At 73.7% G+C, this 24273-nt stretch carries 18 protein-coding genes; 7 read left to right on the forward strand and 11 right to left on the reverse strand.

The window, feature by feature from the left end; genetic code table 11:
- Window positions 1-4 precede the first annotated feature (4 nt).
- Both ACWC21_RS30270 and ACWC21_RS30275 read left to right on the forward strand, forming a co-directional pair.
- On the forward strand, window positions 5-2812 hold the full coding sequence (locus ACWC21_RS30270; RefSeq protein ID WP_450886354.1) for an AAA family ATPase: 2808 nt from the start codon (window positions 5-7) through the stop codon (window positions 2810-2812).
- 193 nt (window positions 2813-3005) lie between these two features.
- Window positions 3006-3797 (forward strand): S1 family peptidase, encoded by a 792-nt coding sequence (locus ACWC21_RS30275; RefSeq protein ID WP_450886356.1) that lies wholly within the window; start codon window positions 3006-3008, stop codon window positions 3795-3797.
- A 102-nt stretch (window positions 3798-3899) separates the two neighbouring features.
- Here the strand turns inward: ACWC21_RS30275 and ACWC21_RS30280 are convergent, their stop codons facing one another.
- The 7 genes from ACWC21_RS30280 to ACWC21_RS30310 form a co-directional block, all read right to left on the reverse strand.
- Window positions 3900-5024, reverse strand: a complete 1125-nt coding sequence (locus tag ACWC21_RS30280; protein WP_450886358.1) for a winged helix DNA-binding domain-containing protein — start codon at window positions 5022-5024, stop codon at window positions 3900-3902.
- A 94-nt stretch (window positions 5025-5118) separates the two neighbouring features.
- On the reverse strand, window positions 5119-6423 hold the full coding sequence (locus ACWC21_RS30285; protein ID WP_450886360.1) for an extracellular solute-binding protein: 1305 nt from the start codon (window positions 6421-6423) through the stop codon (window positions 5119-5121).
- On the reverse strand, window positions 6420-7427 hold the full coding sequence (locus ACWC21_RS30290; protein ID WP_450886362.1) for a hypothetical protein: 1008 nt from the start codon (window positions 7425-7427) through the stop codon (window positions 6420-6422). The genes ACWC21_RS30285 and ACWC21_RS30290 overlap by 4 nt, the downstream gene beginning before the upstream one ends.
- Window positions 7424-8947: a VWA domain-containing protein gene (locus tag ACWC21_RS30295; protein ID WP_450886363.1), complete on the reverse strand. Its 1524-nt coding sequence runs from the start codon at window positions 8945-8947 to the stop codon at window positions 7424-7426. Before ACWC21_RS30295 ends, ACWC21_RS30290 begins: the two co-directional genes overlap by 4 nt.
- Before the next feature lie 67 nt (window positions 8948-9014).
- The gene (locus ACWC21_RS30300) at window positions 9015-11330 is read right to left on the reverse strand and encodes a tetratricopeptide repeat protein (protein ID WP_450886365.1); all 2316 of its coding nucleotides are present in this window, start codon (window positions 11328-11330) and stop codon (window positions 9015-9017) included.
- Window positions 11327-13291, reverse strand: a complete 1965-nt coding sequence (locus ACWC21_RS30305; RefSeq protein ID WP_450886367.1) for a S1 family peptidase — start codon at window positions 13289-13291, stop codon at window positions 11327-11329. The genes ACWC21_RS30300 and ACWC21_RS30305 overlap by 4 nt, the downstream gene beginning before the upstream one ends.
- 111 nt (window positions 13292-13402) lie before the next feature.
- On the reverse strand, window positions 13403-14044 hold the full coding sequence (locus ACWC21_RS30310) for a phosphoribosyltransferase (RefSeq protein ID WP_450886369.1): 642 nt from the start codon (window positions 14042-14044) through the stop codon (window positions 13403-13405).
- A gap of 116 nt (window positions 14045-14160) precedes the next feature.
- Between ACWC21_RS30310 and ACWC21_RS30315 the strand changes: the two genes are divergently transcribed.
- Complete coding sequence (locus ACWC21_RS30315; RefSeq protein ID WP_450886370.1) at window positions 14161-14949, forward strand: polysaccharide deacetylase family protein; 789 nt, start codon at window positions 14161-14163, stop codon at window positions 14947-14949.
- A gap of 26 nt (window positions 14950-14975) precedes the next feature.
- The gene (locus ACWC21_RS30320) at window positions 14976-15416 is read left to right on the forward strand and encodes an SRPBCC family protein (RefSeq protein WP_450886372.1); all 441 of its coding nucleotides are present in this window, start codon (window positions 14976-14978) and stop codon (window positions 15414-15416) included.
- Window positions 15417-15450: 34 nt separating this feature from the next.
- On the opposite strand, the gene ACWC21_RS30325 is transcribed toward ACWC21_RS30320, so the two are convergent.
- The 4 genes from ACWC21_RS30325 to ACWC21_RS30340 form a co-directional block, all read right to left on the reverse strand.
- The gene (locus tag ACWC21_RS30325) at window positions 15451-16602 is read right to left on the reverse strand and encodes an XdhC family protein (RefSeq protein ID WP_450886374.1); all 1152 of its coding nucleotides are present in this window, start codon (window positions 16600-16602) and stop codon (window positions 15451-15453) included.
- A gap of 99 nt (window positions 16603-16701) precedes the next feature.
- Window positions 16702-19080 carry a xanthine dehydrogenase subunit D gene (gene pucD, locus ACWC21_RS30330; protein WP_450886376.1) on the reverse strand — a complete coding sequence of 793 codons (2379 nt, stop codon included), beginning with the start codon at window positions 19078-19080 and terminating at the stop codon, window positions 16702-16704.
- Window positions 19081-19085: 5 nt separating this feature from the next.
- The gene (locus tag ACWC21_RS30335; protein ID WP_450886378.1) at window positions 19086-19622 is read right to left on the reverse strand and encodes a (2Fe-2S)-binding protein; all 537 of its coding nucleotides are present in this window, start codon (window positions 19620-19622) and stop codon (window positions 19086-19088) included.
- Window positions 19622-20512 (reverse strand): FAD binding domain-containing protein, encoded by an 891-nt coding sequence (locus ACWC21_RS30340; RefSeq protein WP_450886380.1) that lies wholly within the window; start codon window positions 20510-20512, stop codon window positions 19622-19624. Before ACWC21_RS30340 ends, ACWC21_RS30335 begins: the two co-directional genes overlap by 1 nt.
- A gap of 309 nt (window positions 20513-20821) precedes the next feature.
- Here ACWC21_RS30340 and ACWC21_RS30345 point away from each other — a divergent pair, with 309 nt between their 5' ends.
- The 3 genes from ACWC21_RS30345 (at window position 20822) to ACWC21_RS30355 (ending at window position 24038) form a co-directional block, all read left to right on the forward strand.
- Complete coding sequence (locus ACWC21_RS30345; RefSeq protein WP_450886381.1) at window positions 20822-22495, forward strand: PucR family transcriptional regulator; 1674 nt, start codon at window positions 20822-20824, stop codon at window positions 22493-22495.
- A 153-nt stretch (window positions 22496-22648) separates the two neighbouring features.
- Entirely contained in the window at window positions 22649-23416 is a 768-nt protein-coding gene (locus tag ACWC21_RS30350) for a hypothetical protein (protein ID WP_450886383.1), read from the forward strand.
- A gap of 73 nt (window positions 23417-23489) precedes the next feature.
- Window positions 23490-24038 carry a DUF2231 domain-containing protein gene (locus tag ACWC21_RS30355; RefSeq protein ID WP_450886385.1) on the forward strand — a complete coding sequence of 183 codons (549 nt, stop codon included), beginning with the start codon at window positions 23490-23492 and terminating at the stop codon, window positions 24036-24038.
- Window positions 24039-24273 lie beyond the last annotated feature (235 nt).

A 24273-nucleotide genomic window follows, 5' to 3' on the forward strand; every position in this document is an offset into this window, starting at 1 on the left:
AGCGGTGACCGTGCGACGGGACTTCCAGGAGCCTGCGAGATGCCGCCCCGACCTGGTCATCGGCCGGGAGGAACTGTTCACGGCCGCCCACGAGCAGCTCACCCGAGGCGGCAGCGTCCTGCTCCACGGTCCCGCCGGAATAGGGAAATCGACCGTCCTGCGGGCGCTGGCGGCGGAATACGCCGGTGCCGCCCACACCGTGTTGCGCTGCTCCGCCACCGAGTCCGAATCCCACCTCCCCTTCCTCGCGCTCGCCGACCTCCTCGGCCTGGTCCTGGACCGGGTGTCCGCCCGGCTCCCCTCCGCCCAGGCCACCGCCCTGGAGTCGGCGCTCACCGGCCGCGGCGAGTCCAGCCTCCAGCGCGACGGCCTCGCCCTGCGGCTCGCCGTGCTGTCCGCGCTGCGGGCGCTGGCCGCCGAGGGCACCGTCCTCGTCGTCGCCGACGACCTGCAGTGGCTGGACCCGGCCAGCGCCGAACTCCTCGGCTTCGCCGCCCGGCGCCTGGGTGACACCCCGGTCCAGCTGCTGTGCGCGGTGCGCACCGGCGGTCAGGAGTACGACCGTCATCTACGCGCGTCCCCGCCCGACACCCTCGCCGTCCGGCTGGGCCCCCTGAACCGCGCCCAGGTCTCCGTACTGCTCGAGGACCGCGGCTACTCGGGGCTGTCCCGCTCCACCGTCCGCGAGATCCACCGCACCAGCGGCGGCAACCCGCTCTTCGCCCTGGAACTCGGCCGCGCCCTCGCCGAGAGCCCTACCCCGCCCCGCCCCGGTGAGCCGCTGCCGGTACCCACCTCGCTGCGCGCCCTGGTGCTCAGCCGCCTGGACATGCTGTCGGTGGAGGCCCGCCGCACGCTGCTGGTGGCAAGCGCGGGGGCCCGTCCCACGCCCGCCCTGCTGCACGCGGCCGGCCGGGAGAACGCCGAGGCCGAGTGCGCCCAGGCCGCCGAACTCGGGCTGCTGGCCACCGAGCCGGAAGACCCCGCCGTACGGTTCGCCCACCCGCTGATCTCCGCCGCCCTGTACGCCGAGGCCCCCGCCCACGAGCGGCGGGCCGCGCACGCCGCGCTGTCCACCGCCGCGCCGGACCCGATCGAGCGGGCCCGCCACCTGGCGCTGGCCACCACCGGCACCGACCCCGAGACGGCCGCCCGGCTCGCCGAGGCCGCCGCGCTGGCCCGGGACCGCGGGGCGCCGTCCGTGGCCGCGCAGCTCGGCCTGCTCGCCGCCCGGCACACCCCCGCCGGCGGCCTGCCGGGCGCGGACGAGCGCCGGCTGCAGGCCGCCGAGGACGCCATCACCGCCGGGGAGGTCGACCTCGCCCGGGACATCGCCCGCGAGGTGCTGACCCGGGCGACCGTGCCCGCCGACCGGGTGCGGGCCTGGATGGTGGTGATCGAGACCGCCGGCCACACCATGACCGAGGTCGACGCCGTCTTCCCGCAGGCCCTGGCCGACGCCGGCGACGACCCGCGCCTGCTCGCCCTCGTGCACTACCAGATGGCATGGCGGGCGCTGATCGTGGAGGGTGACTCCACCGAGGCGCGCGAGGCCGCCGCGCACACCGCGGAGCTCGCCGAGCGCGGCGGCGACCGGCGCACCGAGCTGCTGGCGCTGGCCTTCCTGGCCCAGATCGAGACCCTGATGGGCCATCCGGCGGCCCCCCTCACCATCAAGCGCGCGATGAAGGAGCCGCAGGACCCGAGGGTGGCGTGCCATCACAACGGCGCCGGCAGCGCCCGGTTCCGCTGGCTGGTCATGGGCGACCAGCTGACCGAGGCACGGGCGACGGTCACCGCCCTGCTGCGCGAGGTGCGGCGGCGCGGCTCGGTGGAGAGCGAGGTGCACTTCCTGCGCGGGCTCGCCGAGACCGAACTGCGCTCCGGGCACTGCGGCCGGGCACTGGAGCTGGCCCGCGAGAGCCTCGCCCTGGCCCGGGACTCCGGGATCGGCGAGACGGCCTCCGGCATGCTCACCTCGCTGGCGGAGGCCTCCGGCGGCGACGTGGACCGGGCGCTCGCGCTGGCCCGGGAGGCCGTGGAGCACGCCGAGCAGGACGGCGACCAGATGTACCTGTCCCGGGCCCTGGGCGCGCTGGGCTACGCCCAGTTGGTGGCCGGCGATCCGGCGGGCGCGGTGCGCTCGCTGCGCCGGGTGCGGGAGCTGGAGGGCGCCCTGGGCATCACCGACCCGGCACGCGGCCGCTGGCAGGGCGATCTCGCCGAGGCGCTCGTGCGGGTCGGCTCGCCCGACGAGGCACAGGCCGTCATCGAGGGCACCCGCGAGCACGCGCTGCGGCTCGGCCGGGAGAGCGTGCTCGGGGTGCTGGACCGCGCCGAGGCCCTGGTCCGCGCCGCACAGGGGGAACACGAGGCCGCCATCGCCCAGCTGACGTCGGCCCAGGACCGGCTCGCCAAGCTCGGTTACGGCCTGGAGGAGGCCCGCGCCGCCTTCCTGCTGGCCCAGCTGCGCTCCTCACGGCCGGGACCGACGGCGTACGACGAGGCCGCCCGGCTGTTCCGCCGCTGCCGGGCGCTGCCCTGGCTGCGCCAGGTGGAGGCGGCCGTCAGCGCGCCGGAGCCCGATCCGGAGCCGGTGGCCGCCCCGCCCGCCGCGCTGGAGGGGCTGGCCTCGATGGAGCGTCAGGTCGCGGCACTGGTCATGGAAGGCGCCACCAACCGGGAGATCGCCGCCCGCCTGTTCATCAGCGTCAAGACGGTCGAGGCGACGCTGACCCGGGTCTACCGCAAGCTGGGGATCCGTTCGCGGGTGGACATCGTCCGTTTGGCGGCAGGACGCCGCGCACACTGAGCAACCCTCTTGTTAACTGAGCCGAACCGAGGGTTTTCCCTGCCCCACTCCGCTAGGGGGTTCCCTCATTGGGAGGAGGGCGTTCCGGGTCCTAGCTTGAACTCGTGCCGCTTGCCCGGGCATACGGGGCCGGTCCCCCGTGCTTCCCCCACACCCGTGCGTCCCCCCACCGGCAACCCCACTGAGGAGACTCATGTTCGGGCTCAACCGCGCAAGAAAGACCGCCGCCGTCGTCGCGGCGACCGCTGCCGCCACCGCGACCGCACTGCTCAGCGCCCCCACCGCTGCGGCCGCCCCCGAGCCCGTCGTCGGTGGTACGACGACCACCACGACGACGTACCCGTTCATGATGCAGATCACCGACGCCTCCGGTAACCAGTTCTGCGGCGGCACCCTGGTGGCGGCGAAGAAGGTCGTCACGGCCGCGCACTGCATGGTCGGCGAGTCCACCGGCGGCGTCCGGGTGGTCGGCGGCCGGACCTACCTCAACGGCACCGACGGCACGGTCAGCAAGGTCAGCAAGATCTGGATCAACCCGGACTACACCGACGCCACCAACGGCGACGACGTGGCGGTGCTGACCCTGTCGACGTCGATGTCGTACACCCCGGCGTCGTACGTCTCCTCCTCGCAGACCGGTGTGTACGCGGCCGGCACCACGGCCCGCATCCTCGGCTGGGGCACCACCTCGGAGAGCGGCAGCTCCTCCAACCAGCTGCGGACGGCGACCGTGCCCGTCGTGTCCGACTCGAGCTGCAGGAGCTCCTACGGTTCGGACTTCGTCCAGACCGACATGGTTTGCGCCGGATACACCTCCGGCGGTGTGGACACCTGCCAGGGCGACAGCGGCGGTCCCCTGCTCATCGGGGGCGTCCTGGCAGGGATCACTTCCTGGGGAGAGGGGTGCGCGGAGGCCGGCTACCCGGGTGTCTACACCCGGCTGACCACCTTCTCGGACCTGGTGACCGCTCAGGTCAACTCGTAACCGGGACAACTTCCCGAGCATCCCTCGGGTAGATGCCAGGGGGGCGCTGCGGGCCTCCACGAGCGGCCCGCAACGCCCCCCTTTCCATGTCCCCGGGCGGCCTCACCGCCGTACGACGGTGCCGAAGCGTATGCCGTACCGCTCCCCGGCGTGCATCGTCTCCAGCATCCGGCTCCCCTCGCGGGCAACCTCCTCGCGCTGAGCCCCGGTCAGCGGGCCGAGGAGCTCGATGACCAGCGCCTCGCCGTCCAGCTTCCACAGTCCGGCCAGGAAGCCGTCGACGAGGAGGACGCGGTGGGCCTGGTTCCCCCGCCAGTTGCGGCCCCGGTACTCCGGGGGTACGACGCGTGCGCGGTCGGCGTGCGAGAGCAGCAGGTTGTCGAACTCGGGCAGGAAGCGGGGCGGGGCCGGGGTGTCCGGGTCGGGGCGCGGCGCGCCGGGCAGGTCGAAGAGTTCCACGCCGCCCTCGTCCCGGAAGGTGACGAGCCGTGGGCGCAGGCGTTCGAAGGCCGAGCCCAGCCGGGTGAGGCCCGCCCAGGTCTGCATGTCCCGCACCGAGGCCGGCCCGAACGCGGCGAGGTAGCGCAGTACGACGGCGTCCGGGGCCGGGGCGGGCTCGGCGGGGCGGCCGAGCCACTGCTCGGCGGTGGTCAGGGCGACCTGGCCGCTGTGCCCCCACAGCCCGCGCGGGGTGGTCTGGACGAGCGGCAGTCCGCAGCGGGCGGCGACGGCGAGGGCCTGGGCGTCGGCGTGGGGCCATCGGGCGGACAGGGCCTGGCGCAACTGTGCCATGGTGCGCGGCTCGGCCTCCACCAGATCACGGGTGAGTGCGGCGAGTTCCTCCAGGTCGACCCCGGTGAGCCCCTTGCGGAAGGAGTGCAGCTCGCGGTCGCGGGCCGGCTGCACCAGCGGACGCAGGGCGAGGCAGTCGTCGGCGGTGTGGGTGTGGATGGTCGAGCGCAGGGTGACGACTCGGCAGACCGCGCGGCCCGCCATGAGCCGGGAGAGGTCCTCGGGGACGAAACCGTCGAGCCGGGCGGCGAGCGCGTAGTACGGGGGTTTGACGTTCTGCGCCTGCAGCCCCACCAGGTGCTCCACGGCGTCCCGGGCGGACAGGGCCGAGCGGCGCAGCAGCAGTTGCCGGTCGAGGGTCGCGCGGTTCAGGGCGCGGGGTCCGAGCACCGGGGCCGGCGGGGTCGTCGTCCTGTTCGTGCTCCGCTTCGTCATGACCGCATGCTGACACGCGTTGCGGACACCCTCGGTCCGCGACCGCTCGGCGCCTCTCACCGGCTTCGCCGGCGCAGGCCTGTCGGCGGGCCGTTCAGGACTCGAGGCCGCACACCGACGACAGCCAGGTGAGGTCCGACTCGCTGCTGAGGGCGTCCAGGTTCCTGAGCAGGGAGTCCAGGCGGCCCGGGTCGGCCAGGAAGTCGATGGTGGCCCGGGCGAAGGCGTCGCGCACCGAGGGGGGCATGGCGTCGGAGGCGTCGAAGCAGTGCACGGCGTGCTGGTCGAGCAGGGTGCGGGCGAGCGAGCGGCGCTGCTCGTCCGGGTAGTCGCTCACCTTGACATCGGCGTTGACGGAGAAGCCGGTGCTCTCGCGGCTCCACTGCCTCTGTGCCTCGGCCGAAGCCAGGTAGCGGATGAGCTCCCGGGCCTGCGGGGTCGAGTTCAGCAGGGCGACCAGGTCGCCGGAGACCTCCCACGCGTGGGGGCCGGCCCTGCCGCCGAGCAGCGCGGTGGACGGCCGGTAGGTGCCCTTCCTCTTCTTCCAGCCGTCCTTGGCGCTGACGAAGGAGGCCTGGTGTTCCAGACTGCACTGCCCTTCGCCGGCCAGGGCGGACGCCTTGCCGTAGTCGGTCTCCAGGGCGCGCCTGAGGAGGTCCGGGTCGCCTTCGGCGCGGACCATCCGCCCCCAGGCCTGCCAGGACTTCCTGACGGGTGTGGAGGTCCAGGGGAGCCCTCCGCTCGCCCACTGGTCGTACTTCTGCCAGCCGTAACGCTGCAGGAGGATGTCCTCGATCCAGTCCGTGCCGGGCCAGCCGCTGGTCGCGCCGGAGCCCATCCCCAGGCACCACTGGCCCGGCTCATGGGCGGCGGTCACGAGCTGCTGCTCGCTCATCCGGCCGGGGTACCAGACGATGCTCTTCAGATCCGCCTTGAGCGGGAACCAGTAGACCTCGCCGCTGAACGAGGGCGTCCAGTAGGTGCCGAAGCCCTTTTCGGGGAGCAGTCCGTCGACGGGCTGGAGCCGGTGGTCGTGGTAGTAGGAGGCGAGTTCGCCGGGACCGGTGAGGACGGCGATGTCGGGCTGGGTGCCCGCTTCCACGTCGGCGCTGAGCACCTGGCTCTCGGCGGAGCTGCCCTGGTAGTCGACGTGGATGTGGTGCCGCCTCTCGAAGGGGGCGAGTACGTCCGTCCGGAACCTGCGCGCATCGGTACCGGTCCAGTTGGCCAGCAGGGTCACCGTCGGTTCCCTGCCGAAGTGGCGCACGGCCACGACCGCCGCGACCGCGACCAGGGCCAGGCAGCTCGCGACGGCGACGACGGTGCGGACCACACGGCCGGAGGGTCCGCGCCGGCGGACGGGGGCGGCCGGGGCGCGGCCGACGTCGGGGGCGCTCACCGGGGGGTGAACCGGTAGTCGTTGAGGTGGCGCCGCAGGCTCGCGTCGGCCAGTGCCATGAGCACGATCCCTCCTATCAGGATCCATACGGCCGCCGCCGCGCGGAAGCCGGTGTTCGCCAGGTGGTGGGCGACGAGCCGCCCCACCTCGGGAATGCGGCGCCCGTGTTCGCCCGGTAGCCGGCGACGTGTGTCCGCCATGCCCTCGTGCGTCCACAGGGTGAACAGCACCAGCGTCACCGTCCCCCCGGTGAGCAGGGCGCCGGCCGCGAGCAGGGGCCTGCTGTACCGGCGGTGGAAGCGTCGGCGCAGGAAGAGCTGGGTCTCCAGCAGGGCGGCGGCCAGGGTGAGCACGAGCAGCAGGGTGACGCTCCAGCCGAGCCGGAGCGACCAGCCGAAGCGGGTCTGGCTGTCGACCAGGGCCAGCTGCTGCTTCTGCAGCGTCGCCAGCCGGGGCAGGATCCCGGTGTCCTGGTCGCGCAGCATGCTCCGGGCGTAGCCGAGGTACGCCGACCGCAGCGCGCTCCCGTCCTGTTCGCCCAGCGCCTTGTGGACCGTGTTGTCGTAGCCGGCGATCAGTCCGGTGACGGTGTTCAGGGTCTGCCGGCCAAAGGCGCCGCCCACTTCGTCGGCGGCGGCGGTCGCCAGGCTCTGCGAGGCGACCGAGATCTGCTTCTGGATCTCGTCGATCGAGGGAGTGCGGGACCCGGCCTCGGCGTCGGCCTTCTTGAGCGCGTAGTCCGCGGTGTCGATGGCCAGTACGGCGGGCGCGCTGTCGGTGCGCAGCGGGTCGGCGTCGCCGTGCACCCCCTCGTAGGAGAGGAAGAGGGCGAGGGTGAGCGCGGCGCTGAGGCCGAGCAGCAGCCGGTGGCGCAGGGTCAGCTCGCGTGCCGTCGTGCTGCCCGCGCCGCCGTCGCGGTGGCCGCCGATCCGGTCGAGGAGACGGGACAGGGCGGCCGGAGCGGGCTGCCCCGTGAGGTCGCGGACCGGTGTCACCGGCCTCATGCGGGCTCCCCGAACGGTCTGCCGCACGCGCCGCCGCAGAAGCGGGATCCGGCCGGGCCGAGCCAGCCGCAGTGCGGGCACTCGATCAGCGCGCCGGCGCCGTCAGCGGCCGGTCCGGGGTCACCGGGGCCGACGGGGGTGTGCTCGGGGGCGCCGTCCCCCTCATGTGATGTGGTCATGGCGCTGGAGAGGATCAGATGCTGCCAGGCGACGTCCTTGAGGCCGTCGCGGACATGGACCTCGTGCGGGGGCGCCGTGTCCCGGTCGGCGACCCGCAGCAGCTCGTCCCTCAGCCGGGCGTCGCCGAGCCGTTCGGCGAGCGAAAGGGCCCTGGCGAGTTCGGCGCCCGCCCGCGCGCGGCCGTCCGCGCCCCGCAGCCAGGCCCGGTAGGCCTGCGCGACCGCCTCGTAGGACTGCTGGTAGAGCCGGTGGCGCTGCACACCGGGGTGGGGCCGGGAGACGTCGTCGGGGTTGTCGCTCCAGTTGACCAGGATCGGCTGCGCGGCGGGCAGCCGTACGGGGGTCCCGCTGCCGGGTACGAGGAGTTCGACGGCGGCGAGCTGGAGGTCCTCGCCGGGTTCCCGGCCGGAGGGGTCGGCGGCGAGGACGACCTGGTAGTGCCGGACCTCGTCGGTCCAGCCCCGGGTGACGTACTCGGTGCCGCCGGCGTCCGGCTCGGCGCCGGTGGGGCGGAGGGCCAGTTCGGCGGGCACCACCTGCTTGACCTCCCGGATCTCGGTGCCCTGGGTGGGGACCAGCCGGATGCGCACCTCGGGCAGCGCGGTGCCGAGCAGTCTGCCCATCAGCTCCGTGTAGGCCGCGGGCAGCTCGGACTCGTCGCGGACCGCGTCCGCGTGCCCGTGCAGCCGGCGGGCGATGCCCAGCAGGACCTCCGCGTCCCAGTCGTCGCCGATGCCCCAGACGTCGCAGATGAACTGCTGGTCGCAGGCGCGGAGCACGGTCTCCAGCCGCTTGTCGGTCCTGCGGCCGTCGTGCTCGTTGCGCCCGTCCGTGAGCAGCAGGACGTGCTTGACGGGTGCCGTCTGCCCGTGCAGCAGCCGCCGGGCGAGGTCGAGCCAGGGACCGATGGCCGTGCCGCCGTCCGCGTCCAGGACCCGTACGGCGAACTCGGCGGCCGCGCGCTCCTGCGGGTCGGCGACGGCCAGCACCTCGGTGCCGCCGGGATGGACCACGGTCGCCTCGTAGCGCCCGGACAGTACGGCGAAGGCGGCGCCGTCGGGCAGCAGCCGGATGGCGGCGACGGTGGCGTCCTTGGCGGCGTTCAGTTTCGTCTCGGGGTGCAGCATCGACTTCGAGGTGTCGATGATCAGGACCTCGGCCAGGGAGGATCCGAGCCCCTCGCGCCGGCCGGAGGCGGGGCCGCCGGTGGTCCTGACCCCGATCTCCAGCATGGCGTGCATCTCCGCAGGCCCTTGCGGGCCGGCCGACGCCGCCCCGGTGGACAGGTACTTGTTCTGGCCCACCTTCAGTGTCACCTCGACGGCACCGGCCTCGCTCATCGCGGAACTCCCCCTCGGTCCACGCTCATCCGCTCACACTCATTCGGTCCGCGCTCGTCGCGCCCTGTCAGAACCTGGTCATCGGACGGACCGTGTTGGCCAGGTCCAGCAGCCGGCCGTGTTCGTCCGCGGTGTGCGCCTGTCCGGCCAGCTGGCGGAAGGACTGCTCGAGCAGTTCCCGCAGCGCGTCCTCGGTCCCGGATCCGAGCAGCGTCCCGGCCGGGAAGTCCGGCCCCCAGCCCTGCTCGGGCCAGCACCGCAGGACGTTCTCCCGTACCTCGGCGACCAGCCGTGCCCGGGACGCGCCGTCGCTGTCACCGCCGTCGAGGCGGAGCAGGGGCAGCCGCCGGGCCGCGTCCTTCAGGTCGGCGACGGACGGCGGGCGGCCCCGCAGGGTGCCGGCCCGGATGCGTACGGCGGCGATCCGGGCGGTGTCGTAGTGCCGGGAGGTCGAGGGGACGTCGTCGAGGACCCGTACCGCCTCGTCGCGCCGGCCGGAGGCCAGGTGGCCGCGGGCCAGTCCGAACGCGGCGGGGGCGTGCGCGAAGTCCCTCTTCCACACGGCCTCGTAGAACGTCATGGCCCGGGCGGTCTGGGCCTCCCGGTGCAGTTCCTCGCCGCGGGCCGCCCGGATCTCGGCGTGCCGCTCGGCGCAGTAGCCGAGGGCGAGCTTGGGCACGTACTCGCCGGGCAGCGCCTGGAACACCGCGTCGAAGCACTGGTCGGCGCCGTCCACGTCCGATCCGCTGAGGTGGAGGACGCCGCGGTGCCAGGAGATCCGCCAGTCGTGGCGGGCGTCCTGTTCACCGAGCTGGGTCTCGGCCTCCGCGAGCCAGGTCTCGGCCTCGTCCTGCCGCCCGGCGCGGAGGTAGGCGCGGCACAGCCACAGCGCGGTCTCGGCGGTGCCCAGCCGGGACTCGCGGCGCCACTGTTCGGCGACCCGGTCGGGGGCGTCCGGCGGGAAGGTGTCCAGCAGCAGGGCCGCGCCGTCGCCGGGGTCGGGGACCGGCTGGGGCAGGGCGCCGGCCACCTCGGCGGCGGGCGGTGCGCTGAAGGAGAGTCCGTGCGGGGGGCCGCCGCCGGTGCGGTTCGTCCAGTGGCCGAGTGCGGGGATCGCGCCGAGGCCGGCGTCGAGTACGGCGTCCGTGGGCGAGAACCGGGTGGAGCTCTCGGGCAGTTGCTCGCCGAACTGCAGGGAGCGGAACTCCCTGAGCGCCTCCCACAGTTGGCGGGACATCTCGGCCGCGGAGTGGAATCTGGCCCGGGGTTCGCGGTGGGTGGCCCGTTCGACGATCAACCGGAAGGAGTCCGGGGCGAGGCCGGGGGCGGGCTCGATGTTGCGGGCCAGTGCCCGCAGTGTCATGCCCACCGTGTAGAGGTCGCTGTCGACGTGCCAGCCGCGCTTGTCGATCTCCGCCCGGGGCGGCGCGTACGCGTCCGTGTACACGTGCGTGGAGTGGCGGTCGCCGGCCGCGCGGACCGCGCCCAGGTCGACGACCTTGATCTCCCGTCCGAAGTGGATGACGTTGGAGGGCTTCATGTCGCAGTACAGCAGCCCGCGTTCGTGCATGTACTGCAGGGCGCCGAGGATCTTGCAGCCGTAGGTGAGGACGTGGTCGAGGCGGGGGCGGCCCTTGAAGAGGTGGGTGACGTCGTCGGAGTCGAAGAGCCGTTGCAGGGAGCGGCCGGCGATGTAGTCCATGACCAGGTAGCCGGACTGCGGCCGGTCGGGGACGTGGTGGTCGGCGTAGGTGATGAGCCGGACGATGTCGGGGTGGTGCAGCTCGGTGAGCGAGCGCTGTTCCTCGACCGCCTTGCGCCGGGCCAGGGCGTCGTGGACGTTGATGAGGCCCTTGAGTACCACGTGCATGCCCTGCGCCTCGGTGTCGGCGGCGAGATAGACCCAGGACAGACCGCCGCCGGGGATGCAGCCGAGGATCCGGTAGTGGTCCTTGACCTTGTCACCGGGGCTGAGTTCGGGCAGGAAGGAGTAGGGCGTGCCGCACTGCGGGCAGCGGCCGGTCGCCCGGGGCGGCTGGCCGCCGTAGCCGACGCCGACCGTCATGGTGCAGCCGTCGAAGCCGCAGCGGCGGCCCCCGGTGGGCGGCTGGGGCTCCTCGTCGAGGAGTTCGTCGAGGTCCGGGGCGGGGACCTCGGGCAGTACGACGAGGCCGTGCTGGTCGAGGCCGCCGGTACCGGCGACGGCGTGGACCGGGAGCGGTGTCTGGAGGTCCCGGCGGTTCCCGTCGGAAGCGCGCGACCGGCCGTGCGCCGCCTCCTGTTCCCGTTCGCGGGGCGGACTCGCGTCACGGCGGCCGCAGGTGTCGCAGAACCCCGTGGCCAGGATGCGGCCCGTGCAGCCGGGCCGGTTGCAGGTTGTCACGACGCCCCCTTGCCGCTGGCACCACCGAAGCCGGGAGGGCCGTCCGCACCGCGCAGGCGCCCCGCCCGCCGTGCGGCGGGGGCGCCCGGGGAGGCGCCTGCCGTGCTCGCGTCGCCGTGGGTACCCGGAACGCCTCGGTCCGGATCGGGGCCGGCGCCGCGGTCACGGGACGCGTCCGCGGCGTCGGCGGGGACCGCCTCGCCGGGGCGGGCCGGGTCCGCGCGCCCGGTTCCTCCGCGGCCGGGGCCGGGACGCCCACCGGCGCCGCCCGGTACCGGGTCTCCGCCCGGACGTCCGGCCCCTAAGGCGACGAAGCGCTCCACCGCGGCCTCCGCCTCCTCCAGGTCGCAGGGTGTGCGGCGCAGCAGACGCAGGGCCGATTCGTAGAGCCGGTAGGCCTCCAGGTCCCGGGTGACGTCCGGCGGCCCGGATCTCTGCCGCCACAGGGCCCAGACCCCGGCGACCCGGCCGCGCAGTTCGTCACGGCGCCTGAGACGGGAGTCGAGGGCGTCGACGGCCAGCTCCAGGCGCCGTCTGCGGCGCCGGGCGGCCGCCTCGTACACGAACAGGTCCTCGGCGTGCCGCGGTTCGGGGGCCGGACGGGCCGCCACCTGTCCGCGCAGGACGACGGTGCGCCGGAAGCCGTCGTCGGCCCGGGCGATCAGCTCCTCGGTGCCGGGCTGCGGCAGCACGCGGCCGAGGCGTTCGTGCAGGGCCGGGCCGAGCCGGTCGGCGATCCGGTCGAGTTCGGCGCGCATCCTGCTCCAGCGCTCCGGCAACGGCCGCCGTACCAGGGTCTCCTCGGCCTGTGCCGCGAGCCCGTCCCGTCTGCGGAACACCAGCAGCAGGCGTGCCCCCTGGTCGGCGAGCCGCTCCAGCAGGCCGAGCAGCGGGGCGGGTTCGGCCGCCATGTCGACGCCCACGAGGACGGCGGCGAGCGGCGTGCGCGCCTCGGCGACCTGCTGCGGCAGACCGCCCAGGGGATCCAGGGGGACGCCGAGCCGTTCGGCGATGCGCTCGCAGACCTGGCCGACCGTCATGCCCTGCACGCCCAGGGCCAGATCGTGGCTGCCGGCCGGGGGCACCGTGGCGGGCGGGTCGTCGGAGAACCGGCTGGTGTTGTGCCGGGTGCGCAGTTCGCGGTCGGCCAGCGTGATGGCCCGGCCCAGGGTCCAGGCCCGGCGGCCGCGGGCCGGGACTACGGTGACCAGCACCGGCCAGCCCTCGCCCCGGAACCAGCCGGCCAGTTCGGTGGCGAACTCCACGTCCAGTTCCCCGGTGCCCTGCTTGGGGCGCAGCTCGGGGTCGACGGCGGACCGGCCGGCCGTCCAGGCGTCGACCTGCGGGAGGTGGCGAAGGATGGTCTCGGCGGGGCTCATGTAGGTGAAGAGCGAGGGACGGCCCTCGTCGACGCTGAGCACGATGCCGATGACCCGGCCCGTCGCGAGGTCGACGACGCCGCCGCCGCTGAACCCGGGGCTGGCCAGTTCCCCGGGGGTGTCGGGGCGGAGCTGGACCTGGCCGTCCCGGCCCCGGCCGCCGACCACGGTGCCGCCGTGCCACCGGCCGCCGTCGTCGCCCCACGGGAAGCCGTACATCCGGACGCCCTGCCGCGCGGTGGCGAGACGGTACAGCCGGGTGGCGTCCTGCGCGGGTCTGGGTTCGGCGAGGCGGAGCAGCGCGAGGTCTCCGGCGCGGTCACCGAAGTCGTCCGTCTCCTCCGGGATCCACTCCGGCTCGCTGACGGCCGCCGGTACCGCCGGAACCGTGCCGACCGCGGCCCCGACGAAGCGGACGACGTACTGCCGTCCCGGCTCGACGACATGGGCGCAGGTGAGCACCCGGTCGGGGCTCAGCAGCACCCCGGCGCCCACGACGTGTCCCTCCGGGTGGTGGATGCGGGCGATCCACCGCGGTGTACGTAAGTCCGGTTCGACGGCTCGCTCCCCCGTGCCTGCCATGTCTTGTGAGGTTACTCCCGATGACTCTCCGGTACCACTGATGTGCGCAGAGTCCCGACAGGCGGGGGTGACGGAGGACGACGTCGGCACCCCGGGGGAAAGCCGGCGCGGTCAGTGCGCGTGCAGGGCGTCGAGCACCTCGGCGTCGGTCATCTGCCCGAAGTCGTCGTACCACTGGCCGACGGCGGTGAAGGAGGCCGGCCGGTGCACGCAGACCACGTCGTCGGCCTCGTCGCGCAGCAGGTCCAGCGAGGCGGGGGCGCCGACGGGCACGGCCAGGACGAGGCGGGCGGGCGCCCGGCGGCGTACGTGGCGCAGCGCGGCGCGTGCGGTGGAGCCGGTGGCCAGCCCGTCGTCGACGACGATCACGGTGCGTCCGGTGAGGTCGGGCTGCGGGCGGCCCTGCCGGTAGCGCCGTTCGCGGCGGTGCAGTTCGGCGCGTTCACGAGCCACCACCGGGGCGAGCGCCGCCTCGCTCAGGCCGAGCCGTCGCACGCTCTCCTCGTCGAGGAGTGGCGGGTCGTCCCCGGCGATCGCGCCGACGCCGAACTCCTCGTGGAAGGGGGCGCCGATCTTGCGTACGACGAGTACGTCGAGGGGGGCGTCCAGCGCCCGCGCGACCTCCTCGGCCACCGCGACGCCACCGCGGGGCAGGGCCAGGACGACGGGGTCCGGCAGGGTGCCCTGCTCCTTCATGACGCGCAGCCGTGCGGCCAGTTCCCGTCCGGCCTGTCTGCGGTCCTGGAAGCGCATCTGTCTTCCTCTCCGGCGGGGCTCGTTCTCTCCTTCCATGGTGGCCGCACATCACCGCACACGAGACATCCGCACATTCGAACGCGTGATCTATACACTCTATGTATAGTCCTCGCATGCCTCTTTCGATCTCCAAGACGAGAAGACGGGCGCCCGGGTTCCGTGCCACCGCGACGACCGCGGCCGCCGTCTGTCTGGCCATGGCGCTGACCGGCTGCGCGGACGTGGACACCACCTCGCCGAGCGCCGCCCGGGCCCATGCGGCGTCCGGCGTCCCGGCCCGGTTCGGCACCGTCGACTGCCGCGAGGCCAAGTGCATCGCGCTCACGTTCGACGCGGGCCCCAGCGAGAACTCCGCCCGGCTGCTGGACATCCTCAAGGAGAAGAGGGTCCCGGCCACCTTCTTCCTGCTCGGCAAGCGGCACATTGAGAAGTACCCGGAGCTGGTCAAGCGTATGGCCGCCGAGGGGCACGAGGTCGCCAGCCACACCTGGGACCACAAGATCCTGACCAGGATCCCGGACGCGCAGATACGCGAGGAGCTGAAGCGGCCCGACGACGCGATAGAGCGGCTGACCGGGCACCGGCCGACGCTGATGCGTCCGCCGCAGGGCCGTACGGACGCCGACGTGCACCGGATCGCCAAGGGGGAGGGCCTGGCGGAGGTGCTGTGGAGCGTCACCGCGAAGGACTACACGACCACCGACTCGAAGCTGATCACCAAGCGCGTCCTCGCGCAGGCGTCCCGGGACGGGATCATCCTGCTGCACGACATCTACGCCGGGACCGTGCCCGCCGTACCCGGGATCATCGACGCGCTGAAGGAGCGCGGGTACGTGTTCGTGACCGTGCCGCAGCTCCTCGCCCCCGGGAAGCCCGAGCCGGGGAAGGTCTACCGGCCGTAGAGCCGGCGGTTCCCTACGATCGTGCCGTGGTCACCTTCCTCCTCGAACGCACGGCACCGCTCCCCGTCGACGAGGCGTGGCGCCGGCTCACCCAGTGGTCGCGGCACGCCGACGCCGTCCCCCTGACCCGGATCACCGTGGTCACCGATCCGCCGACCCGTCGGGGCACGCTGGTCGTGGCACGCTCCGGGATCGGACCGCTCGCCTTCGACGACCCCATGGAGATCACCGTCTGGCGCCCGCCGCGGGACGGCGAGCCCGGACTGTGCCGCCTGGTCAAGCGGGGCCGCGTGGTGCTGGGCTGGGCCGAACTGGAGGTGCACCCGGGACCCGGCGGCCGTACACGCGTCCTGTGGCGGGAGGAACTGCGGGTACGCGGGCTGCCCTCCGCCTTCGACCGGCCCCTGACCGCGGCGTCCCGCACGGTGTTCGGACGGGCGGTGAACGCGCTGCTGGGCAGCCCGTGAAGGGCTCGCACCCGGTGTGGCGGCCCGCGCGGTTCTAGGCCACCGATCCGATCCGCCCCGCCGGTGCCGGGGTGGTGTCGTGGTGGATCGGGGTGTGCGCGCCGGTCAGCGGGACGCCGGTGCCGCCGCGCCGGTGCGCGACGATCTCCGCGGCGATGGACAGGGCGGTCTCCTCGGGCGTACGGGCGCCGAGGTCGAGGCCGATCGGCGAGTGCAGACGGGCCAGTTCCAGTTCGGTGACACCGACCTCGCGCAGGCGCTCGTTGCGGTCGAGGTGGGTCCGGCGGGAGCCCATCGCGCCGACGTACGCCACCGGCAGCCGCAGCGCCAGCTTCAGCAGCGGTACGTCGAACTTCGCGTCGTGGGTCAGCACGCACAGGACGGTACGGCGGTCGACGTGCGTGCGCTCCAGATACTGGTGGGGCCACTCCACGACGACCTCGTCCGCCTCGGGGAAGCGGGCCCGGGTGGCGAAGACGGGACGGGCGTCGCACACGGTCACGTGGTGGTTCAGGAACTTGCCGACGCGGACCAGCGCGGACGCGAAGTCGATCGCGCCGAAGACGATCATCCGGGGCGGCGGGACCGACGACTCGACCAGCACCGTCAGCGGGGCCCCGCAGCGAGAGCCCCGTTCGCCGGTCTCCAGGGTGCCGGTACGGCCCGCGTCCAGGAAGGCCGTCGTCTCGGCGGCCACCGTGCGGTCCAGCTCGGGGTGCCCGCCGAAACCGCCCTCGAAGGAACCGTCGGCCCGCACCAGCAGCGCCCTGCCGAGAAGGGCGGCCGGGCCCGAGACGATCCGCGCCACCGCCACCGCCTCCCCCCGCGCGGCGGCGGCGAGCGCGGCCGCGACCACCGCACGGACGGGGTCCCCCGCCCGCACCGGGGCGACCAGGATGTCGATGACGCCGCCGCAGGTCAGACCGACGGCGAAGGCGTCCTCGTCGCTGTACCCGAAGCGCTCCCGCACGGGCTCGCCGTCCTCCAGGGCCTGCCGGCACAGGTCGTACACGGCGCCCTCCACACAGCCGCCGGAGACCGAGCCGATCGCCGTGCCGTCGGAGTCCACCGCGAGGGCGGCGCCGGGGCGGCGCGGAGCGCTCCCGCCTACCGCCACCACGGTGGCGACGGCGAAGTCACGGCCCTGCCCTGTCCACCGGCCCAGTTCCTCGGCGATGTCCAGCATCTGTCGGTCCTCCTCGATCGCGACGGCTCTCCATCAGTGGGAGGGCGAAACAGCCCGGGAAGATGCCTCAGGACACTCACCTGCTCGGCTCTCGGCGGATCATGTACCCGTGAGGTGTTCCGGACGGACCGGCGTCCGGTTCAGCTCCAGCCCCGTCGCGTCGCGGATCGCCGCGAGGACGGCCGGGGTCGACGACAGGGTCGGGGCTTCGCCGACGCCGCGCAGCCCGTACGGGGCGTGGTGGTCGGCGAGTTCGAGGATGTCGACCGGGATGGCCGGCGTGTCCAGGATGGTCGGGATCAGATAGTCCGTGAAGGAGGGGTTCCTGACCTTCGCCGTCTTCGGATCGACGATGATCTCCTCCATCACCGCCACGCCCAGGCCCTGCGTGGTGCCGCCCTGGATCTGGCCGGTGACCGACAGCGGGTTGAGCGCCTTGCCGACGTCCTGGGCGCAGGCCAGCTCGACGACCTTGACCAGGCCGAGCTCGGTGTCGACCTCGACGACGGCCCGGTGCGCGGCGAAGGAGTACTGGACGTGGCCGTTGCCCTGGCCGGTGCGCAGGTCGAAGGGCTCGGTCGGGCGGTGCCGCCACTCGGCCTCGACCTCGACGACCTCGTCCTCGAGCACGTCCGCCAGGCCGGCCAGTACCTCGCCGGCCTCGGTGACGACCTTGCCGTCCTCCAGGAGCAGTTCGGCGGTGGCCCAGGCGGGATGGTACGTGCCGAACCTGCGGCGGCCGAGGTCCAGGATCTTCTCGCGCACCAGCTCGCAGGAGTTCCTGACGGCGCCGCCGGTGACGTACGTCTGGCGTGAGGCGGAGGTGGAACCGGCGCTGCCCACCCGGGTGTCCGCCGGATGGATGGTCACCTGGGCGACGCCCAGCTCGGTCCGGGCGATCTGCGCGTGCACGGTGACGCCGCCCTGGCCGACCTCCGCCATCGCCGTGTGCACGGTGGCGACGGGTTCACCCGCGACGACCTCCATGCGGACCCGCGCGGTGGAGTAGTCGTCGAAGCCCTCGGAGAAGCCCACGTTCTTGATGCCGACCGCGTAGCCCACACCTCGTACGACGCCTTCGCCGTGCGTGGTGTTGGACAGACCGCCGGGCAGCTGCCGTACGTCCGCGCCCTCGCTGCTCTCCCACTGGCGCTCCGGTGGCATGGGCATCGCCTTGACCCGGCGCAGCAGTTCGGCGACGGGAGCGGGTGAGTCCACCGGCTGGCCCGTCGGCATGAGCGTGCCCTGCTCCATGGCGTTCAGCCGGCGCAGCTCCACCGGGTCCATGCCGAGCTTCTTCGCCAGCTTGTCCATCTGCGCCTCGTACGCGAAACACGCCTGGACCGCGCCGAAGCCGCGCATGGCCCCGCAGGGCGGGTTGTTGGTGTACAGGGCGAGGGCCTCGATGTCGACGTCGTCGACCCGGTACGGGCCGACGCCGAGCGAGGAGGCGTTGCCGACCACGGCCGGGGAGGAGGACGCGTACGCGCCGCCGTCGAGGACGATCCGGGCTCTGACGTGCGTCAGCCTGCCGTCCTTCGTGGCGCCGTGTTCGTAGTACAGCTTCGCCGGATGGCGGTGGACGTGCCCGAAGAAGGACTCGAAGCGGTTGTAGACGATCTTGACCGGTTTCCCGGTGCGCAGGGCCAGCAGACAGGCGTGGATCTGCATCGACAGGTCCTCGCGGCCGCCGAACGCACCACCGACGCCCGCCAGGGTCATCCGGACCTTGTCCTCGGGCAGACCGAGGACGGGCGCGATCTGCCGGAGGTCCGCGTGCAGCCACTGAGTGGCGATGTAGAGGTGGACGCCGCCGTCCTCCTCCGGTACGGCCAGACCGGACTCCGGGCCGAGGAAGGCCTGGTCCTGCATGCCGAAGTGGTACTCGCCCGTCACGATCACATCGGCCCTCTTCGCCGCCTCGTCCGCGTCGCCGCGGACGATCGGCTGGCGGTGGACGATGTTGGGGTGCGGGACATGGCCGCAGTGGTGGTCGGTGCGGTTCTCGTGGACGAGGACCGCGTCCGGTGCGGTGGCCGAGGCCTCGTCGGTGATCACCGGCAGCTCGCGGTACTCCACCCTGATCCTCGCGGCGGCGCGGCGGGCGGTCTCCGGGTGGTCGGCGGCGACGATCGCGACCGGCTCGCCGTGGTGGCGGACCTTGCCGTGCGCGAGGACCGGGGTGTCCTGGATCTCCAGGCCGTAGTTCCGTACGCCGGTCGGCAGGTCGTCGTAGGTCATGACGGCGTACACGCCCGGGGTGGCCAGGGCCCCGGCCGTGTCGATGGAGACGATCTCGGCGTGGGCGACGGTGGAGCGCAGGATCTGGCCCCAGAGCATGTCCTCGTGCCACAGGTCGGAGGAGTACGCGAACTCGCCGGTGACCTTGAGGGTGCCGTCGGGGCGGAGCGTGGACTCGCCTATGCCGCCCCTGGTCCGCGAGTCCTGGGTGATTCCGGTGGGAGCGCCGTCGGGCATCGGGGTCAGACCGCCTCTCCCTGCCGGGCGGCCGCCAGGCGGACCGCGTCCATGATCTTCTCGTAGCCGGTGCAGCGGCACAGGTTCCCCGAGAGGGCCTCGCGGATGTCCTCGTCGGTCGGGTCCGGGTTGCGCTCCAGCATCTCGTCGGCGGCGACCAGCAGGCCCGGGGTGCAGAAGCCGCACTGGACGGCGCCGGCGTCGACGAAGGCCTGCTGGATCGGGGCGAGCCGGGGGCCCGCGCCGGTCCGGGAGTCGGTGCCCGCCGCCCGCGCCGTACCGCACGACCGCTGCTCGGCGAGGTCCGCCAGCCCCTCGACCGTCACGACCTCACGGCCCTCCACCTGCCCCGCCGCGACCAGACAGGAACACACCGGCACACCGTCCAGCCGGACCGTGCAGGAGCCGCACTCGCCCTGCTCGCAGGCGTTCTTGGAACCGGGGAGGCCGAGGCGTTCCCTGAGCACGTAGAGCAGGGACTCGCCCTCCCACACGTCGTCGGCCTGCCGCGGACGTCCGTTGACGGTGAAGTTGACGCGCATCAGGCGACTCCCTCCGAGCCACGGCGGGCGCCGCGGTACGACTCCCAGGTCCAGGTGAGCGTGCGACGGGCCATGACGCCGACCGCGTGGCGGCGGTAGCTCGCGGTGCCCCGCACGTCGTCGATCGGGTTGCAGGCGGCGGAGCACAGGTCCGCGAACCGCTTGGCGACCGACGGTGTGATGATCCTGCCGTTGTCCCAGAAGCCGCCCTCCCCGAGCGCCGCGTTCAGGAACTCCTCGGCGGTCTTCGCCCGTACGGGGGTCGGGGCGGCGGACCCGATGCCGGTGCGCACGGTGCGCGTCTCGGGGTGCAGTGCCAGACCGAAGGCGCAGACGGCGATGACCATGGCGTTGCGGGTGCCGACCTTGGAGTACTGCTGCGGGCCGTCGGCCTTCTTGATGTGCACCGCGCGGATCAGCTCGTCGGGGGCCAACGCGTTGCGCTTCACACCGGTGTAGAACTCGTCGATCGGGATGAGCCGGGAGCCGCGCACCGACTCGGCCTCGACCTGCGCGCCCGCCGCGAGCAGCGCGGGGTGGGCGTCGCCGGCCGGGGAGGCGGTGCCCAGGTTGCCGCCGACGCCGCCGCGGTTGCGGATCTGCGGGGAGGCGACCGTGTGCGAGGCGAGGGCCAGGCCCGGCAGCTCGGCCCGCAGGTCCGCCATGATCCGGGTGTAGGGGACCGAGGCCCCCAGTCGCACGCTGTCCTCACCGACCTCCCATTCGTAGAGGTCGGCGACGCGGTTCAGGTCGAGGAGGTACTCGGGTCTGCGGTGGTCGAAGTTGAGCTCGACCATCACGTCGGTGCCGCCCGCGATGGGCACGGCGGTGGGGTGCTCGGCCTTCGCGGCGAGCGCCTCCTCCCAGCCGGCGGGGCGAAGGAAGTCCATGACCGGCTCTCTTCCTCGTCTTGTGGTCGTACGGTTCGAGCCAGATCGGGTGCGGCGGGCCCGGCTCGTGCACGAGCTGTTCACGGCGGTTCACGCTGGACGGGGTCAGTACACCGCGCTCGGCTCCGCCGGGGTCAGTCACGGAAACCATGAAGGAGTTGGCTGGCCAGCGCGGGCATCTTGTAGATTCGTATGAACCGAGGTCATCGGCAACCTCTGCGTTTTCCCGCGGAAACATCACCGGGCCCGAACCCCACGAGACTCTCCACATTCCATCGTAGTTTTCGAGACACAGAACGGCGGACGAGAATGCGGCTGCGCGCACTGCTGGACACCGACGCGCTGGGCCTGCGGCTGCTCGGCGGCGAGGACGAGCTGGACCGCGCCGTCCGGGGCGTGATGACCACCGACCTGCGCGACCCCAGCCGCTACCTCTCCGGCGGTGAGCTGGTGCTGACGGGCCTGGCCTGGCGCCGGGACGCCGCGGACTCCGAGCCTTTCGTACGGATCCTGGTGCAGGCCGGCGTGGCCGCGCTCGCCGCCGGCGAGGCGGAGCTCGGGGACGTACCGGACGATCTGGTCGTGGCCTGCGCCCGGCACCGGCTGCCGCTGTTCGCGGTGCACGAGTCGGTGGCGTTCGCGACGATCACCGAGCACGTCGTGCGGCAGGTCTCCGGGGAGCGCGCCGGAGACCTCGCGGCCGTGGTGGACCGGCACCGCCGGATGATGACGTCCGGCCCGGCCGGCGGCGGCCCGGACGTCGTACTGGACCTGCTCGGCTCGGACCTGGACCTGAGCGCCTGGGTGCTGTCGCCGACCGGCCGCCTCATCGCGGGCCCCAAGAACCCCGGCCCGGCGCTGCCCGCCGAGGTGTGCGCCCGGCTCGCCGCCGAGCAGCTCGCCGCCCGACGCACCGGCCGCCGCGGACCGCACCGGACCGCGCTGGGCCATATGACGTACTCCCTCTTCCCGATCCGTGGCAGCAGCCGCTCCTCGCAGGCCGCCCGGGACGTGCGCGAGACGGTGCTGTCGGACTGGCTGCTGGCCGTCGAGGCCGACGCCGGTGACTGGCCCGGGGAGCGCCTGGACCTGCTGCAGGGCGTCACCCAGCTGATCGCGGTGGAGCGCGACCGGCGGGACGCGGCGCGCACGGTCCGGCGGCGGCTCGCACAGGAGGTCCTCGAGCTGGTGCAGACGGGTGCGCCGCCCGCCGAGATCGCGGCCCGGCTGAGGGTCGCCGCACCGGTGCTGCTGCCCGGCCTGGGCACGGCCCCGCACTGGCAGGTGGTGGTGGCCCGCGTCGAGTGGGACGGCGGGGAGGTCGACGGCGGGCCGGTGGCCCAGTCGCTGCTGGAGGAGATCCTGGTGGATCCCCGCGCGACCGGCCCCGAGCCCTCCGACCGGATCGCCGTCGCGCACACCGGTGACGAGGCGATAGCGCTGGTGCCGCTGCCGGCGGTGTCCGTCGAGCACGACGGATCGGAGGCCGGGGTCCTCGCCGAGGCGCTGCTGGAGTCCGTACGCGAGCCGCTGTCGGCCGGGCTCGGCGACGACGGGCGGGTCACACTCGGCGTCAGCGCGGCCGTGCACTCGGCGGAGGGGCTGCGCGGGGCGCTGGAGGAGGCGCGGCACGCACGGCGGGTGGCGGCGGCGCGCCCGGGCCGGGTGTGCGCGGCGGGCCACCAGGAGCTGGCCTCGCACGTACTGCTGCTCCCCTTCGTCCCGGACGACGTGCGCCGGGCCTTCACCGCGCGGCTGCTGGACCCGCTCCGGGACTACGACCGCAGGCACCGGGCCGAGCTGATACCGACGCTGGAGGCGTTCCTCGACTGCGACGGCTCCTGGACCCGCTGCGCCACCCGGCTGCACCTGCACGTCAACACGCTGCGCTACCGGGTGGGCCGGATCGAGCAGTTGACGGGGCGTGATCTGTCCCGGCTGGAGGACAAGCTCGACTTCTTCCTGGCGCTGCGGATGAGCTGAGCGCGGCAAGCGATCCCGGAGGGGATCACTCCCGTCACTTTGTGAAAACTTTCACCCAGCCTCTTGGCCCGGCCCGTCGATCGGTGCTGGAATGCGGCCACCACTCAGAAGCTCGATGGCGCGCTCGAGGAGGGCAACGTGGCGCACTCCGCCATGTCTGGGAACGGAACGACCGCCGGTGACGATCCTCTCCAGACCGCGGTATGGCGGTTGCGCTCGCGGGCCTGCTGGGCCGACGCGGCGGCCCTGCTCCGGCCGGACACCGCCGCCGCCGCGCTGCAACGCGCCGGGCTGCTCGTCGAACGGTGCCTGTACACCGAGCGGGGGTGGGAGGAGGCGGAGGACGCGCTGCGCACCGCCGAGGCGCTGGCCCGGGACGACGAGGCGCGGGGGGCCGCCGCCTGCGAGCGCGGGCAGCTCGCCTACGCGGCCACCCTGCACAGGGTGCGCGACCGGGCCGACGAGGCGCGGGCCGCGCTCGGGCGGGCCGCCGCGCTGATCCCGCCGGACGCTCCCGGCCGGGCCCTGCTGGACTTCCGGCGCGGGCTGCTCGCCGAGAACCTGGCCCGCTCACCGCAGGCGGCCCGTGCCGCCTACCGCCGGGCCCACGCGGGCGCCGCCGCGCACTCCGATCCGCTGCTGCTGTCCTTCACCTGGCGGCATCTGGCGGGACTCGCTCTGCGGGACGGCGAGTCGGCGGAGGCCCGGCACGGTTTCGCCGAGTCCCTCCGCATCCTCGAGGAGCTCGGGTACCTGGTGGGTACGGCCCCCGCGCTGGCGTCCCTGGCGGACACGGAGACCGAGCCGGAGGCGTCCCGCCTGCGCGAGGAGGCCCGCCGTCTGTTCCGCCTCCTCGGCGGCGTACCCACGTGGCTGGCCCGGCAGCTGGCGCCGCCGACACCGGGGGTGGCCACCGCCTGAGCGGAGACTCAGAGGCACCTGAGAGGTTCCTGTGCCAGGGTGGCACCCCCGATCCCTGGAGGGAATCACCCCGATGAGTCTCATCAACGGACTGCCCGCGCACGTCCTGCTCGTCCATGTCGTGGTCGTACTGGTGCCACTGACCGCGCTGGCCCTGGTGGCCTCTGCGCTGTGGCCGCCGGCCGCCCGAAGACTGGGCGTACTGCTGCCGCTGCTCGCCTTCGTGGCCCTGGTCAGCGTGCCGCTGACCACGCAGGCCGGCGAGTGGCTCGAGGCGCACGTCGAGAGCGATGCCCTGGTGCGACGGCACACCGAGCTGGGCGACGGGCTACTGCCCTGGGCCCTCGGGCTGTTCGTGCTGGCAGCGGTGGTGTGGTGGGCGGCACGCCGGGGCGGGACGGCGTCGGCCGGTGCCGTGGAGGGCGGCGCCGTCGACGGCGGTGGCGCGGCGACCGCCACCCGGTGGACGGCCACGCCCGTGCGGATCGTCGTGGCGGTGCTGTCGCTGGCCGTGGCCGCGGGAGCCGTGGTCGACGTCTACCGCATAGGCGACTCCGGCGCGAAGGCCGCCTGGCACGACAGCTTCTCCAAGACCGCGAACCACTCCGGGGACGGGGACTGAGCCGCACCGGCGCGACCGCGGCGGCGGCCCGACCGACGAGACCCCGGCCAGGCGATCACGATCCTCGCCGGGGAACGGGCCGGTAACCGCCGCCGAGGAGGCCCGCGAAGCCTTCGGCGACCGGGCTAGTGCTGCGACCAGAAAGGTTCACCGGCTCGCGACGCCCGGCACGGCACCTCGCCGCGTTGTCGCACCACCCGAGTACATCCAGTACGCGGGTGATGCTCCGCCTTGC

It is taken from the genome of Streptomyces sp. NPDC001348, assembly GCF_053597535.1.